Here is a 15627-nt window from a genome sequence, read left to right on the forward strand (position 1 = left end):
AAAACCTGTTTTTAGTTCCAAGATAAAATTGTGTTGTTTGCGTGGGTGATGCAGTCTATTTGCTCAAGCTCTAAATGCGTAAGCGGCGGACGTAAATGTGGGGTATTTATTTTACCTTGCAGGTGCATCAGTACTTTTACGGGGATTGGATTTGCCACAGTGAATAAACTTTGGATTGCTTGCGACCAATCGGTGAATAGATTTGGGTATTGACCACTTAAACTACGTTTAACAAACTCATGGGTTTGACTCGGCCAAGCATTTGCGGCAACAGAAACTAGACCCTTTGCACCAGCTTGAGCAAAATACGGCATAAGTGCATCATCGCCACTGAAAATAGCCAGAGTTGGTGATGCCGTTCTAAAACCTTCAAATTTGCTAATGTCGCCACTGGCTTCTTTTAAAGCCCAAAGATTTTTGTGCTCAGCAAGGTTTTTGATCACCTGCGGTGAAATCTCAACTGCGCTGCGTCCTGGTACGTTATACAACATACAAGGGTGATGGCTTGCGTTTAGTAGGCTTTCAAACCAATGTGTTTGGCCAACAACGCCAGGTTTTGCATACAGAGGTGAACCTAACAGGTAGCCATGAATAGGTAGTTGGTTGCAGTATTCAACCCAAGCAACTTGTTGCTTAAGGTTCATGCCGCCCACAGCAACCATGAGTGGTACAGTTGGTGCTAATTGGCAAACATGCTCAACAATGGCTTGTTGCTCTTTGAGTGAAAGCGCTAGTCCTTCACCGGTACTGCCAAGCAATAAAATGCCATTATTAGCATCTTGCTGCTCCGCAACCAGTTGTTCAAGGGTCGTGTAATCGACCTCGCCAGATTCAGAAAATGGCGTGACAAGCGCTGTCCATAATGGATAGTCGTTTAAATCAAAATTGTTGATCATCTCTCACGAACTTATAAGGTATTCGAAGAGTTTATGCGGGAGCAATTGAATGGAGCCGCATGTCGTCATTCGAACAAGGTATAATTCGAAGAGCGAATGGGCTTAAAATAATAAAGGCGCAATGGCCTTATTATACTAAGACCAGAAGCTCTCCACCAAACTAATCAATAGCGTTTTGCTATTGTTGGTGACAGTCGCTGGGATTCAGCCCAGTCGCCCGAAATAAGCACCTCACAAACGGTGTTACTTCTCGGCGTTAATTCCCCTCACGTATGATCAACAGAGTCTGTGCTCCTCCCATACGCTACCTGAATAACGCACCTCTTCCAGCCCTTTATGCTCGCTTTATAGCTTAAAGCCAACATAGTTAAATAGGGTATCAGCGGCGATTAAAGCATTTTAGCCATCTAGGTGTCAAGGCGGAGTATTCGTTTTTTTAGTGACCGATTTTGCAACATGGTTACGTATAAGCGTGTTTTTAGTACACTAGTATTACCCAGACGAATTGGAAGAAGAATGGAAAAGTTTAACGATATCTATCAGCGAGCTGTCACCCGTAAGGGCAGTGAAGAAATGCTGCTTGCACTGCTTTCTGACCCGCTTGATAGCGCTGACATTGCCAAAATGCATGACGATTTATGGTTAGAAGAGTTTACACGTAAAGTATTTCAAAGCGGCTTTTATTGGTCCGTAATCAATAATAAGTGGGCTGGTTTCCGTGATGTGTTTTGGGATTTCAGTGTAGAAAAATTGTTGATGATGCCACCAGATATGCTTGAGCAAAAAGCCAGTGATGAGCGAATTGTTCGTAATTTTAAAAAAGTACAAACGATCCCAGAAAATGCGTACATGATCCACGAAGTTGCCGAGAAACATGGCAGTTTTAGCCAATTTATTGCAGATTGGCCAACTGACAATATTATTGGTTTGTGGGCCTATCTTAAAAAGCATGGTGCGCGTTTAGGGGGAAATACTGGCCCGTACGCTTTGCGAGCGCTTGGTAAAGATACTTTTTTGCTTTCTCGGGATGTAGAAGCCTACTTGCGTGCCCATGAGTTGATTGATGGAGGCTTACAAACTAAAAAGTCATTACAGGCGGCGCAAGATTTCTTCAATGAATTACAACAGCAAAGTGGCTACAGCCTGCAGGCACTTAGTCAGCTTGTAGCTTATGGTGTAGGCGATAATCGTGTAGGTGTCGCAACACGTTAAGGACAGTTATGAAACTGCAAACTCGATACACAGATATTAGTGAACTACTTGCTATTAAAGATATGCCGAGCGCCGTTGCTAAGCCGCAATTATTGCTCTTCAATGACAAGCTCGCTGATAATTTTGCGATTAATCACGACAGCGAATTTTTAGCTAAACTGCTATCTGGTTCAACGATAGATAAAGATGTTGCACCGGTTGCACTTGGTTACTCTGGTCATCAATTTGGTCATTTTTCACCGCGTCTTGGCGATGGCAGAGCGCATTTGCTTGGCGCTATTGCAGATCAAGATGGCACATTGTGGGACTTACAGCTAAAAGGCGCTGGAGCAACAGTGTTCTCGCGCGGTGGTGATGGTCGCTGTGCCATAGGCCCAGCAGTACGAGAGTACATCATGAGTGAGGCGCTTAATGCGCTTGGCATCGCAACTACGCGCTGTTTAGCGGTGGTTGCAACTGGTGAAACGGTATATCGTCAGCCACCTCGCCCGGGTGCAGTTGTTACTCGCCTAGCTAAAAGCCATATCCGTGTTGGCTCATTTCAATATTTAGCTACACAAGGGGACATAGAAGGGCTAGAAAAGCTAGTTGATTACGCAATTAATTGCCACTTTCCTGACATTAGCAGTACGGGTGAGCAGCGTTATATTGAATTTTTAACTGCCGTGCTAGATAAGCAAATTGAGCTGGTTATCAGCTGGATGCGAATTGGCTTTATACACGGCGTTATGAATACCGATAATACCTTGATTAGTGGTGAAACCATTGATTATGGTCCCTGTGCGATGATGAATCAGTTTGACCTAGACACGGTATTTAGTTCGATTGACCATCAAGGGCGCTATGCATTTGGTAATCAGCCGAATATTGCCAATTGGAATATTGCGCGATTAGCTGAAAGCTTAATCCCTTTATTTGCTGATCAAGATGCTGCCGTTGAGCAACTATCACCGGTTGTGAATGGTTTTGCTGCTAAATTTAATGATGCATTTAATACTATGTGGCAGCAGAAATTAGGATTAGCTGGTCAGCAAGAAGGCGATCATGCGTTAGTTTCAGAGTTGCTAGGTTTAATGAAACAACATCAGCTCGATTATACCAATACTTTCAATGCACTTACTGAATCTTTAGTGCAAGACTTTGTTATAGATTTTAATCTAAAAGAATGGGTTTTAAAATGGAAGCTCAGAACATCAGCTGAAAGTTACAGCACAATGCGAGCCGTTAATCCTGCAGTCATTCCGCGTAATCATAATATTGAAATGATCTTGGCTGAGTATGAGCAGACAGAGTCTAACTCATCAATCAATGAGTTTTTAGAAGTAATTTCAAAGCCATACACGTATTGTACAAAACATCAACGTTGGTATGAGCCGCCAAATAACGGTGATAAAAACTATCAAACTTTCTGCGGCACATAGGTGAAAGTTACATCGTTGAAAGAAAACAAGTTATTTATCGCTTTTGAATGTTCGCCGATTGAGCAGAATAATCACTGGTGGTATCATTGACTTTAGGTAAATTATTGCTTTAAGTAGTGTTCTACTACTATGCTGGTAGTTTGAAGGTTTTTAATCGGAATAAGTTGCCACTAAACAGAGTTGCTTTTATTAAGAATAAAATCTTAATAAATATTAAATGTAGCCGCCTATAAAATTTCATTAAATTAGTTTTTAAGCTGCTATATAGTTTTAAGTACTCAAAATACATTAGCTTTAATAGCTTTATTGTGAAAATGGGAAGGAAATAATGAAACTAAAATCACTTACTATTGCGTTAGCACTTGCTGCAACTAGTACAACAGGCTTCGCTGCTGAAAAAGAAGGTTTTTATATCGGCGCATTCGGCGATTACTATGATAACTCTTGGGAAAATGTTCGCGATTATCCACCAGGCGGATTAGATGTAGATGATTCAACTGGTTGGGGTCTAGAATTAGGTTATCGTTTTAGCGATTATTGGAGTGCTCGCTTAGAGTATGCTGATATGGATTTCGATTGGAATGCAGAGCTTAACGACGGCACATCTGTAAGTGGTTCAGAAAGTGGCAAGCGCTACGGTATCGATGCGTTATACCATTTAGGTGGCGGCCCATTCTATGGTATTTTCGGTCTTAAAAACCTTGATGCGGTTGACGAAGATCTAATGTTCGCAAACGTAGGTGCTGGTTACCAACACTACTTCACAGATAACTTTGCGTTTAACGCTGAAACATCTTTATATCAAGGTCTTGACCGTGGTTATACAGATTTCGGTGCTAAGTTGGGTTTAAGCTATATTTTTGGCGACCAAAGTGCTCCAGCTGCTGTAGAACCTGCGCCAGTAGTTGCTGCACCAACTGACAGTGATAATGACGGTGTAATGGATGCAGATGATCAATGTGCAAACACACCGATGACAGATGCTGTTGATAGCAAAGGCTGTACTCTTTATGAAGAAAAAGAGGCAACAATCACATTACTAGTTACTTTCCCGCATGATGTTGCAGAAGTACCAAACCAATACTTCAGCGACATTGCTGATGTTGCAGCATTTATGAAAGAAAACGAAGGCACATCAGTTACACTTGAAGGTCATGCATCAGCTGTTGGTGATGCTGACTACAACATGATGCTTTCTGAAAAGCGTGCTAAAGATGTTGCAGCAGAGCTAGTTAAAGACGGTATTTCTTCAGATAGAATTTCTACTGTTGGCTACGGTGAAGAGCGTTTGAAAAACGAAGCATATACACTTAAAGCACACGCACAAAACCGTCGTGTAGAAGCTCAAATCACAAGTGTTGAGAAAGTTAAAGTACTTCGTAAGTAAGTTATTATATTTAAGGTAAAAATACCTTATTTAGCAAATGACATATAAAGTAGGCCGGGCTAATTTTATTAGTCCGGTCTTTTTTTAAATAAAAATCAATATTTACTTTCCAAAGAAACACGTTAACCTTAGTTTGTACCAATTTTTGATGTAATAGCATCGTATATTGATATGAATCACCTAATAAAAGATCAAAATATTGTAGTATGGTACTTAATTACCTTGTTGAATTATCATTAGGTAATATAATTATTTTTAATGATGTGTAATTTGCACCAGTCCGACATGGATTATTAAGGTGCTTTATGTCGCTGTATTTTAGTTGATGCTATGGAATTATAAAAATTTACTAGTTGTTTGAGTTTATTAAGTTTGGATTAATTACTCATCATCTATCTTGACTGAGTGTAGGCTACACAGCCTTTAGTTACTAAAATGGAAGGGAATGAAACATGAAACTAAAATCACTAACTATAGCTTTAGCGCTTGCTGCAACAAGTGCTTCAGGTATCGCTGCTGAAAAACAAGGTTTTTATATTGGCGCATTTGGCGATTATTATGATAACTCTTGGGAAAATATCCGTGACTACCCACCTGGCGGTTTAGATGTAGATGACTCTACAGGCTGGGGTTTAGAGCTTGGTTATCGTTTCAGTGATTATTGGAGTGCTCGTCTAGAGTATGCTGATATGGATTTTGACTGGACTGCTGAAACAACAGCTGGTACCACTGTAAGTGGTTCTGAAAGTGGTAAGCGTTACGGTATCGATGGCCTATATCACTTTGGCGGTGGCCCATTTTACGGTATTTTTGGTTTGAAAAACCTTGATGCTGTTGATGAAGATTTAATGTTCGCTAACGTAGGTGCTGGTTACCAACACTACTTTACAGATAATTTTGCATTTAATGCTGAAACGTCTTTATATCAAGGTCTTGACCGTGGTTACACAGATGTTGGCGCTAAATTAGGTTTAAGCTACATTTTTGGCGATCAAAGCGAACCAGCTGAACCAGTAGAGCCTGCTCCAACAGTTGTTCCTGTTCCAGTTGAGCCAGTAGACAGCGATGGTGACAACATCCCTGATGCTGATGACCAATGTGCAAACACACCAATGACTGATGCTGTTGATGGCACAGGCTGTACGCTTTATGAAGATCGTGAAGTTACTAAGAGCCTACTAATTACGTTCCCTAACAATACATCTAAAGTATCTCAACAATACCTAGATGATATTGATGCTGCTGCTATGTTCTTAAAAGAGCACCCAGGTACAGACGTAGTACTTGAGGGCCACTCTTCATCAGTTGGTAAAGCTGATTACAACAAGTGGTTATCTAAGAAACGTGCTGATGCGGTTGCTAAGAAACTAATTGAAGATGGCATTGATCCAATGCGTCTGACTACTGTTGGTATGGGTGAAGAGCGCCTTAAAAATCCAGCAAACACGCCAGAAGCACACGCTGAAAACCGTCGTGTTGAAGCGAAAGTAACTGTAATTGAGCGTGTAAAAGTAGAGCGTTAATCTAACCTTTTACGCAAATTTGAAAACCCAGCCTAGTGCTGGGTTTTTCTTTTCTAAGCACTAGGCATTGGTTAGATAGGAATGATTCTTAATAAATATTCATTTGAATAGCGTTTTTTTCTAGTACTATTCATTATATTTATAGTGACTATTAAACTCCTTAGTTACAGCATGGATTTTCATCTATACTTAAAAGCTTTATAATTAACCGTCAGAATACTATAAGTACTGGGTCTTAATTGGTATTTAGCTTTATACTACCGAGTACTTTCACGTCACCAAGAGGGCAATATTGTGCTACAAGAATATCGTAAACACGTAGAAGAACGTGCCGCGTTAGGTATCGTACCAGCGCCATTAGATGCTCAGCAAACGGCTGATCTTATTGAATTAATCAAAAACCCACCGGCAGGCGAAGAAGAGTTTATTGTTGATCTTCTAGTTAACCGTGTACCACCGGGTGTTGATGATGCTGCTTACATCAAAGCAGGTTTCTTAGCTGCAGTTGCAAAAGGTGAAGCGAGCTCTCCACTTGTATCAAAAGAAAAAGCAGCTGAGCTACTTGGTACTATGTTAGGCGGTTACAACATCGCGCCTATGATTGACCTTTTAGATGACGAAGCGTTAGCGCCAATCGTTGTTAAAGGTTTATCAAACACATTATTAATGTTCGATGCTTTCTACGATGTAGAAGAAAAAGCGAAAGCAGGTAACGAATTTGCTAAGCAAGTAATCGAGTCTTGGGCAAATGCAGAATGGTTTGTGAACAAGCCTGCAGTTGCTGAAAAAATCTCAGTTACCGTGTTCAAAGTAACTGGCGAAACAAATACAGATGACCTTTCTCCTGCACCAGATGCATGGTCTCGCCCTGATATTCCACTACACGCTTTAGCAATGCTGAAGAACGAACGTGATGGTATCAACCCTGAAAAACCAGGTGAAGTTGGTCCAATCTCACAACTAGAAGAGCTTAAAACGAAAGGTTTACCTCTTGCATACGTTGGTGATGTAGTTGGTACGGGTTCTTCTCGTAAATCTGCAACTAACTCTGTACTTTGGTTCATGGGTGATGATATTCCTCACGTACCAAACAAACGCGTTGGTGGTGTATGTTTAGGCGGTAAAATCGCTCCTATCTTCTTCAACACAATGGAAGACTCTGGCGCATTACCAATCGAACTTCCTGTTGATGAGCTAAACATGGGTGACCAAATCGATATCTTCCCATATGAAGGTGTTGTTAAGCGTCACGGTACTGATGAAGTAATCTCTACTTTCTCTTTAAAATCAGACGTAATTCTTGATGAAGTGCGTGCTGGCGGTCGTATTCCACTGATCATCGGTCGTGGTTTAACTGATAAAGCGCGTGCATCACTAGGTTTGGAAGCTGAAGATATCTTCCGCAAACCTGCTCTTGTAACTGATTCGGGTAAAGGCTTCACATTAGCTCAGAAGATGGTTGGTAAAGCATGTAACATGCCTGGCGTACGTCCTGGTCAATACTGTGAGCCGAAAATGACAACTGTTGGTTCGCAAGATACAACAGGTCCTATGACGCGTGACGAACTTAAAGATCTAGCATGTTTAGGTTTCTCTGCAGATCTAACAATGCAGTCTTTCTGTCATACATCAGCTTATCCTAAGCCAATCGACGTAAACACTCACCACACACTTCCTGATTTCATCATGAACCGTGGCGGTGTATCACTACGTCCAGGTGACGGTGTAATCCACTCATGGTTAAACCGTATGTTATTACCAGATACAGTAGGTACTGGTGGTGACTCGCATACTCGTTTCCCTCTAGGTATTTCATTCCCAGCGGGTTCAGGTGCGGTAGCATTCGCAGCGGCAACTGGTGTAATGCCTCTTGATATGCCTGAGTCAATCTTAGTTCGTTTCAAAGGTGAAATGCAGCCAGGTATCACACTACGTGACCTAGTTCATGCTATCCCTTACTACGGTATTAAAGAAGGTCTTCTAACAGTTGAGAAGAAAGGTAAAATCAACGAATTCTCTGGTCGCGTACTAGAAATTGAAGGTGTTGAGCACCTAACTGTTGAGCAAGCTTTCGAACTTTCTGATGCATCAGCTGAGCGTTCAGCTGCAGGTTGTACAGTTAAGCTTTCTAAAGAGTCTATCGCTGAATACCTAGAGTCAAACATCGTAATGCTTAAGTGGATGATCTCTGAAGGTTACGGTGATGTTCGCACTATTGAGCGTCGTATCAATGCAATGCAAGAGTGGTTAGCTAATCCTGAACTTATGGAAGCTGACGCTGATGCAGAGTACAAGCATGTAATCGAAATCGATCTTGCAGACATCAAAGAGCCAATCCTTTGTGCACCAAATGACCCAGATGATGCACGTCTTCTTTCAGACGTAACAGGCGAGAAAATCGATGAAGTATTCATTGGTTCTTGTATGACTAACATCGGTCACTTCCGTGCTGCAGGTAAACTACTAGATGGTTTCAGTGGTCGTATCCCAACTCAACTTTGGGTTGCACCTCCAACGAAGATGGATAAAGACCAGCTTACTGACGAAGGTTACTACGGTATCTTTGGTCGCGTAGGTGCACGTATCGAAACTCCAGGGTGTTCACTATGTATGGGTAACCAAGCACGTGTTGCTGATAAAGCAACAGTTGTTTCTACCTCTACGCGTAACTTCCCTAACCGTCTAGGTACTGGCGCTAACGTATTCTTAGCATCAGCAGAGCTTGCAGCAGTAGCTGCTATCTTAGGTAAACTTCCTACACCTGCTGAGTACCAAGAGTATGCAGATAAGATCAATGCAACTGCAGCTGATACTTATCGTTACCTGAACTTCCACCGTATGCCTCAATACACTAAAAAGGCAGACCAAGTAATCGTTCAGCAAGCTGTTTAATTTTAGAAAAATTAAATGACAAAAAAGCCCGCATTTAGCGGGCTTTTTATTTTAGATAAAATTTCTAAATTTTTTATTTATTCGATCTTAAAAACACATAAATCATCATTGCTGTTTACATAATAACGCAAAAATTTCCCACCAATTGCATTAAAATCCTCGCCAATATTCTCAACGTGTTAAGGCGAGATCGAAATGACTACATTAAACAACCAGAACCTTCTACAGCTTCGCTTTGTAAGCCAAGCGCATATTGACGCAGTTAAGCCTTCTTTTGCTAACCTACCTGCAAACCCATACGCAGATGGTGAATTTCGTAAGCGTCGTTATTCAGTAATTAAAGTTGTTGATGGTGAATTAAAACTACAACCAACAAAAGCATTCGTTCAAGATGACTCAATCAATACCTTCCAAGGGAATGTTGAGCGTACTTATGAAAACCTAGAAGATAGCTTATTAGCGACTGATGGCATGAAGCAAATCGTTAATCAGTTCCGCGATATGACGGGTATTAGCGATGATCGCGTTATTGAAATTCATCAGTTCAGAATGCTTGCAATTGACAGCGACACACCCGCTGCGCCTGAAGGTGTTCACCAAGATGGTTTTGATCACGTATGTGTATGCGGTGTATCACACGAAAACCTAGAAGGCGGTGAGTTACTTGTTTATGAACACCAGCAAGCAGAGCCATGTTTCAAAATGGAAATTAAAGACGGCATGTTCGCACTGATTAATGATCGCGAAGTATGGCACAACGCAACACCAATGAATAAATTAGATGCAAGCAAGGAAGGTTACCTTGATTGCTTCGTACTAACCGCGTAAGGGTACCTCATGAACTTAACGCAATTACGTCGCCAGTTTCCTGCACTTATGCAACAAGTTGCAGGCCAGTCACCGATTTTCCTTGATGGCCCGGGCGGCTCTCAAGTACCACAGTCAGTGCTAAGCGCTATGAGTGCTTATTTGGGTTACTACAACTCAAACTTAGGCGGTGCATTTTTCTCAAGTGATAAAACGGTAGAGTTAATGGCAAACGCTCGCCAAGCTGCAGCCGATTTATTAAATGCGCCATCTAAAGAGCAAATCGTGTTTGGTGCAAACATGACAAGCTTAACGTTTAGCTTTAGCCGTGCCATCTCGCGTGATTGGACTGCTGATGATGAAATCATTGTCACTAATGCAGATCACTTCTCAAACGTATCATCTTGGCAGCAAGCTGCTGAAGATAAAGGCGCAACAGTAAAAACGGCTTTTATCAACGAAGCTGATTGCAGCCTAGATATGGCACACTTTGAAAGCCTTTTATCTAGCAAAACAAAGCTTATTGCAGTGACATATGCATCAAACACGACAGGTTCAATCAATGACATTAAACGCATCGTTGAACTTGCTCATGCTGTTGGTGCGCTAGTTTATGTTGATGCCGTACATTATGCACCTCATGAGCTTGTAGACGTACAAGCACTTGATTGTGACTTTTTAGCTTGCTCTGCATACAAGTTTTTTGGTCCTCACCTTGGTATTGTCTATGGCAAACGTGAGCACCTTGAAGGTTTCACACCATATAAAGTAGAACCTGCAAAAGATGTTGCGCCAGGTCGCTGGGAAACAGGTACACAAAGCTTTGAAGCGCTAGCTGGCTTAATTGCTGCGGTTGATTACATTGCTGCAATTAGTGAGTTTGATGACAGTTATTCACGCCGAGAAAAACTCGCGGCTGCATTTGCTATTACTAAACAACACGAAATGGCATTAAGTAAGCATTTCTTAACTCGTTTAGCTGATTACCCACGCATCAATTTATTTGGTATTGATGATCTAGAACGTGTAGCTTACCGCACACCGACTTTTGCTTTAACTTTTGAAGGCATCGAGCCACGTGTTGTGTCTGAGTTTTTAGGTAAGCAACATATTTGTGTGTGGGACGGTAACTTCTACGCCCAAGGCTTATGTAAGCAGCTAGGTGTATTAGAAACCGGCGGCGTGGTACGCATTGGTTGTATGCACTACAACACTATTGAAGAGCTTGATAAAGTTTTTGATTTATTTGATCAATTACTAGCAGATTAAAGCTGAGTTGTTAGCTTCAAATCTTAAGTTATAAGGAGCCCGAGTGGGCTGCTTTTTTATTGCTATAAAAAAGCGCGACATCAAATGCCGCGCTTTTCATAATTTTTAGTAACTAGTTACTTACATCGCTTTAAAACGAATCGCTGTGCCGCCGCTGGTGGCAAGCTTTAACGTTAGCTTATCATCAGCAGTCACTATGCGTTTTTCTACTTTTAAGTCGTAAGGGTTATTTACCCATTCAGCTTTGTCACCGTCGCGGTAGATTTGCGCTTCAAACTTTTTACCTTTATCTAAGAAGTCTAACTTCACTTCTAATGTGCGGGCTTTTTCGTCTGTAACAGCACCTAGATACCAGTCGTTACCTGAGTATTGATCACGCTTGCGTTCTTTACGTGCAAATACAACGTAATCGCCTACTTCACCTTGTAGTGCAATGCTTTGTTGCCAATCAGTTGGTACATCCTGAATAAACTGGAATGCATCTGGCTTCGCTAAATAATTACGTGGTAAATCTGCGGCCATTTGAATTGGGCTGTACATTACAACGTATAGCGCTAATTGCTTCGCTAGGGTCGTTTGTGGGCGGTTGGTATCAGCACCTAAACCGTTAAAGCCCATATCAAAAATACCCGGCGTAAAGTCCATTGGGCCTGCAAGCATACGCGTGAAAGCAAGCATTGGAATGTGCTCTGGTGGGTTCGGCGGTGTACCCCAAGCGTTAAACTCTTGACCACGGGCACCTTCACGAGCAATCCAGTTCGGGTATGTACGACGTAGGCCGGTATCTTTCACAGGCTCATGCGTGTTGATACTAATTTTATGTTTTGCAGCAAGTTTTACGTTGTGTAGGTATTCATTAACCATGAACTGACCATCGTGCCACTCTTTGCGTACAATGCCGTTTTCATCGATACGCTTGATGTTACCACCGTCGGCGACATAACCTGTTTTAACTTGGCTTACATTTGATTTTTCGTATAATGCAAATGCATTTTCCATTTGGTTACGGTAGTTGGTCACGTTGCCCGACGTTTCGTGGTGACCAATTAATTGTACGCCTTTTTCTTTGCCGTAACGTGTCAGCTCTTCAATATCAAAGTCGTCATAAGGTTGTGTGAAGCTAAATACATCACCGTTATAGAACCAGTCGCCATCCCAGCCAATATTCCAGCCTTCGACTAGCACGCCATCGAAGCCATATTTAGCAGCGAAGTCCATGTAATATTTAGTGTTTGCAGTGGTTGCACCATGAATTTTACCGCTACCCCAAGTATTTTCATTGATGTGCATACCCCACCAAATACCTACGTATTTACCCGGTTTAACCCAAGATACATCACCCAGTTTATTTGGTTCGTTTAAGTTTAAGATGATATCTGAGTTGATTAAATCAACGGCTTCATCACCAATTTGAATTGTACGCCAAGGAGTATTAAATGCGCCGTGCTTTTTAACCGCTACACCGTCTGACCAAGGTGTTAAATCGGCTTGGAAAGTACCATCACGACGTTGATTTAAAACCATGCCTGCATAATCAACAAGAGCAGCTTCGTGAATACTGATATGCACACCCTCTTTATTTTTTATAGTAAATGGTGTGTGCACAAGTGCTGCTTTATGAAGTGGGGTGGTGTTATAAACATATTCATAACGGTTCCATCCACGAGCGGGGATCCACCAAGCTGTTGCATCTGTTGAGTCTGTAATAGCAAACTCAGTAAGCTCTTTAGTGATTTCTACATCATCATAGCCAGCTTGTTTTGGTAATTCGTATCGAAAGCCTACACCATCATTAAAAGCGCGAAAACGTACTGTAAACGTGCCACCTTGTGGCTGTGGCTTTTTAAAGGTCACAGCGACTTCGTTATGGTTATCAACCACAGTTTGGCGTTCACCCCAAGGTTGCTCCCAACTGCTTTTTACCGAATCAGTGGTTTGGCTGCTAATTTTGTAACCTTCGCTCATTGCTGGTTGTTTTTTAAAAACAAGGCCTAACGAAGAGTTAGCAATGACTTGTTTACCTGCAAAGCTGATTTCGTAGCTAGGTGTGTGTTGCTCATCTGAGATAGTTACTTTGATCTGCCCATCAGGTGAACTGACGGTTGTGGTTTGTGCTAGGCAAGTACCTGAAAAGGCTGCTAACATTAAGGCAGTTAATCGCATTGTTGTTCCTTGGCGGCTTATGGTTATGGATTGTTGTCATGTATTCACATATATCCTTAAAGCATAAAGTGACTTGCTGGTTAATACGAGAGATCTGCATACGTATTCAACAAAGTGAACGCGGCGATATCCAGCCCAGCACCTAAAAAGGTTTAGCAAAATGACAAGAATAACCCTGTTGCTACTACTATTGTTTAGTCAATGTTTATTGGCACAGCAAATACAGATAGTTGATAAGCAGAATCAACCTGTCAAAAATGCCGTGGTTTGGCTTAAAGGTTCAAAACAAGTTACAGCGCTTGATAGTCATTACACTATGAGCCAAAAAAAACGTGCCTTTGTGCCTCATGTGCTGGCAGTGCCACAAGGGGCTAATGTTGAGTTTCCTAACCTTGATTCAATCATGCACCACGTTTATTCATTTTCTAAAACAAAGCAGTTTGAGTTAAAGCTTTACCACGATAAACCAGAAAAACCGGTTAACTTTGCACAAACAGGTGTTGTCGAGCTTGGCTGTAACATTCATGACTGGATGCTGGGTTACATTGTGGTTGTAGATGGTGGTATTTATGGGCAAACAGATAAGCAAGGTATGGTTGAGTTAAGCTTACCTGAAGGTAAGTTTACTCTGGCTGTTTGGCATGATCGATTTAATGATATCAGCACACCAGAAACTATTGAGATGACGAACAATGCAAAGCCATTGAGCTACCAGTTAAAACAAGCCTTATTACCAAAACTAGAACTAAGCAGCGACGAGTTTGATGATTATGAGTAAATGGCAAACCTTAGCATTGGCGAGTGTTTTTGGGTTGCCCGCAGTGGCATTTGCTGAGCATGATGGGCTGGTAACTGTTTCGGCTGTGCGTGGTGACCAACTAGCGAGCTATCAGCGTAAAGGAATAGGCTTATACCGTTATGACCAAGAGCATGATGGTGTTGTGATATCCCAAGCTATGCTGAGTAGTCGTTTTGAGTTAACGAGTGATTGGTCTGCGCATACAGTGCTTAACGCCCATCCTGATCCTGAACTAACTGTTGGCTTTAGTCAGGCTTATTTACAATATCAACCGCTCACTGCAAGTCGTTACAAGTGGGCAGTGAAAGCCGGTGGCTTTTATCCAAAAATGTCACTTGAAAACCCGCAAAGTGGTTGGATGTCACCTTATAACTACACTAACTCTGCAATTAATACTTGGATAGGCGAAGAGGTGCGTGCCTTTGGTTTAGAGGCAAGCATTAAGCGCCCAGGTAGAAAATTTAGAAGTAACCATAGTTTTGAAGGCTTTGCTGCGGTTTTTAAAGGTAACGATCCAGCTGGAACACTCCTGTCATGGCGAGGGTTCGCTATGCATGACAGGCAAACCACGTTCAACGAACAAATCGATTTTGCTATTCCACATTCTTTTGAGTGGACGCAGTTAGATAAGCAAGCTGAGTATGTGGAGCCTTTCGAAGAAGTAGATGGGCGCTTTGGTTATTACGTCGGTGCACATTGGGATTATCAAAAAAAATCTCAATTACGTGTTTATTATTATGACAACAATGGCGATCCAGGTGCTTTGAATACCCGTACTGGTCAATACGCATGGGATACACGCTTTTTAAGCGCGGCATGGTTGTATAAGTTTAATAAGCAAACCCGCATCATTGTGCAGATCCTTGATGGTAAAACTGCGATGGGTGCTAATCGTGGAGTAGACAATGATTTTTATAGTCATTTTGTTCTATTAAGTCACAAGTTAGACCAGCATCGTCTCACAATTAGGTATGATTATTTTAAGGTTAGCGATCATGATGATTGGCAATTTGATCCTAACCAAAGTCGTGGAGAAGCTTTAACCGCAAGTTGGCGTTATCAACTGTCAACTAAGTGGCAAGTAGGTGCTGAATATTCAGTGCTGAGCAGTGACGCTCAAAATAGACCTGGTATGGGATTTAATGAGCACAACTCGCAGCAGCAATTGCAACTTTCAGCGAGTTGGCACTTTTAATTTCATACACTTTTTCAGTTTTTCTACTAACATTCTAATGAACGTGCTGATTAGAATTTAAAT

Annotated in this window: 11 protein-coding genes and 1 riboswitch; of the genes, 9 read left to right on the plus strand and 2 right to left on the minus strand. The window is 41.7% G+C overall.

The annotated features are described in order from the left end of the window. Positions 1 to 11: 11 nt before the first annotated feature. Entirely contained in the window at positions 12 to 896 is an 885-nt protein-coding gene (dapA, locus tag KQP93_RS01280) for a 4-hydroxy-tetrahydrodipicolinate synthase (protein WP_217875550.1), read from the minus strand. Positions 897 to 1033: 137 nt separating this feature from the next. Continuing rightward, positions 1034 to 1230, minus strand: a riboswitch (Lysine riboswitch). A gap of 182 nt (positions 1231 to 1412) precedes the next feature. Between dapA and KQP93_RS01285 the strand changes: the two genes are divergently transcribed. The 7 genes from KQP93_RS01285 to KQP93_RS01315 all read left to right on the plus strand — a co-directional run bounded on the left by KQP93_RS01285 (position 1413) and on the right by KQP93_RS01315 (position 11407). Then, the gene (locus KQP93_RS01285) at positions 1413 to 2108 is read left to right on the plus strand and encodes a DNA-3-methyladenine glycosylase I (RefSeq protein WP_217875551.1); all 696 of its coding nucleotides are present in this window, start codon (positions 1413 to 1415) and stop codon (positions 2106 to 2108) included. 8 nt (positions 2109 to 2116) lie between these two features. Beyond that, positions 2117 to 3529 (plus strand): protein adenylyltransferase SelO, encoded by a 1413-nt coding sequence (locus tag KQP93_RS01290; RefSeq protein WP_217875552.1) that lies wholly within the window; start codon positions 2117 to 2119, stop codon positions 3527 to 3529. A gap of 328 nt (positions 3530 to 3857) precedes the next feature. Further along, complete coding sequence (locus tag KQP93_RS01295; protein ID WP_217875553.1) at positions 3858 to 4916, plus strand: OmpA family protein; 1059 nt, start codon at positions 3858 to 3860, stop codon at positions 4914 to 4916. 452 nt (positions 4917 to 5368) lie between these two features. Continuing rightward, positions 5369 to 6439 (plus strand): OmpA family protein, encoded by a 1071-nt coding sequence (locus KQP93_RS01300; RefSeq protein ID WP_217875554.1) that lies wholly within the window; start codon positions 5369 to 5371, stop codon positions 6437 to 6439. Positions 6440 to 6733: 294 nt separating this feature from the next. Then, positions 6734 to 9331, plus strand: coding sequence for a bifunctional aconitate hydratase 2/2-methylisocitrate dehydratase (gene acnB, locus KQP93_RS01305; protein WP_217875555.1), 2598 nt, complete (start codon positions 6734 to 6736; stop codon positions 9329 to 9331). Positions 9332 to 9526: 195 nt separating this feature from the next. Continuing rightward, a complete protein-coding gene (locus KQP93_RS01310) occupies positions 9527 to 10159 on the plus strand; it encodes a 2OG-Fe dioxygenase family protein (protein ID WP_054552412.1) in 633 nt (210 codons plus the stop codon). A gap of 9 nt (positions 10160 to 10168) precedes the next feature. Beyond that, positions 10169 to 11407, plus strand: coding sequence for a cysteine desulfurase-like protein (locus tag KQP93_RS01315; RefSeq protein WP_217875556.1), 1239 nt, complete (start codon positions 10169 to 10171; stop codon positions 11405 to 11407). A gap of 120 nt (positions 11408 to 11527) precedes the next feature. Here KQP93_RS01315 and KQP93_RS01320 read toward each other — a convergent pair whose 3' ends face one another. Beyond that, entirely contained in the window at positions 11528 to 13570 is a 2043-nt protein-coding gene (locus KQP93_RS01320; RefSeq protein WP_217875557.1) for a glycoside hydrolase family 97 protein, read from the minus strand. 160 nt (positions 13571 to 13730) lie between these two features. On the opposite strand from KQP93_RS01320, the gene KQP93_RS01325 reads away from it, so the two are divergent. Together KQP93_RS01325 and KQP93_RS01330 are read left to right on the plus strand one after the other, a co-directional pair. After that, the gene (locus KQP93_RS01325; RefSeq protein ID WP_217875558.1) at positions 13731 to 14348 is read left to right on the plus strand and encodes a methylamine utilization protein; all 618 of its coding nucleotides are present in this window, start codon (positions 13731 to 13733) and stop codon (positions 14346 to 14348) included. After that, positions 14335 to 15564 (plus strand): hypothetical protein, encoded by a 1230-nt coding sequence (locus tag KQP93_RS01330; RefSeq protein WP_217875559.1) that lies wholly within the window; start codon positions 14335 to 14337, stop codon positions 15562 to 15564. The genes KQP93_RS01325 and KQP93_RS01330 overlap by 14 nt, the downstream gene beginning before the upstream one ends. The last annotated feature ends 63 nt before the right edge of the window (positions 15565 to 15627 follow it).

Source organism: Pseudoalteromonas shioyasakiensis (assembly GCF_019134595.1).
Classification (GTDB): Bacteria; Pseudomonadota; Gammaproteobacteria; order Enterobacterales; family Alteromonadaceae; genus Pseudoalteromonas; species Pseudoalteromonas shioyasakiensis_A.

Coding starts and splice junctions, on each gene's coding strand:
- dapA (WP_217875550.1), bottom strand. CDS start 896: ATGATCAACAATTTTGATTTAAACGACTATCCATTATGGACAGCGCTT.
- KQP93_RS01285 (WP_217875551.1), top strand. CDS start 1,413: ATGGAAAAGTTTAACGATATCTATCAGCGAGCTGTCACCCGTAAGGGC.
- KQP93_RS01290 (WP_217875552.1), top strand. CDS start 2,117: ATGAAACTGCAAACTCGATACACAGATATTAGTGAACTACTTGCTATT.
- KQP93_RS01295 (WP_217875553.1), top strand. CDS start 3,858: ATGAAACTAAAATCACTTACTATTGCGTTAGCACTTGCTGCAACTAGT.
- KQP93_RS01300 (WP_217875554.1), top strand. CDS start 5,369: ATGAAACTAAAATCACTAACTATAGCTTTAGCGCTTGCTGCAACAAGT.
- KQP93_RS01310 (WP_054552412.1), top strand. CDS start 9,527: ATGACTACATTAAACAACCAGAACCTTCTACAGCTTCGCTTTGTAAGC.
- KQP93_RS01315 (WP_217875556.1), top strand. CDS start 10,169: ATGAACTTAACGCAATTACGTCGCCAGTTTCCTGCACTTATGCAACAA.
- KQP93_RS01320 (WP_217875557.1), bottom strand. CDS start 13,570: ATGCGATTAACTGCCTTAATGTTAGCAGCCTTTTCAGGTACTTGCCTA.
- KQP93_RS01325 (WP_217875558.1), top strand. CDS start 13,731: ATGACAAGAATAACCCTGTTGCTACTACTATTGTTTAGTCAATGTTTA.
- KQP93_RS01330 (WP_217875559.1), top strand. CDS start 14,335: ATGATTATGAGTAAATGGCAAACCTTAGCATTGGCGAGTGTTTTTGGG.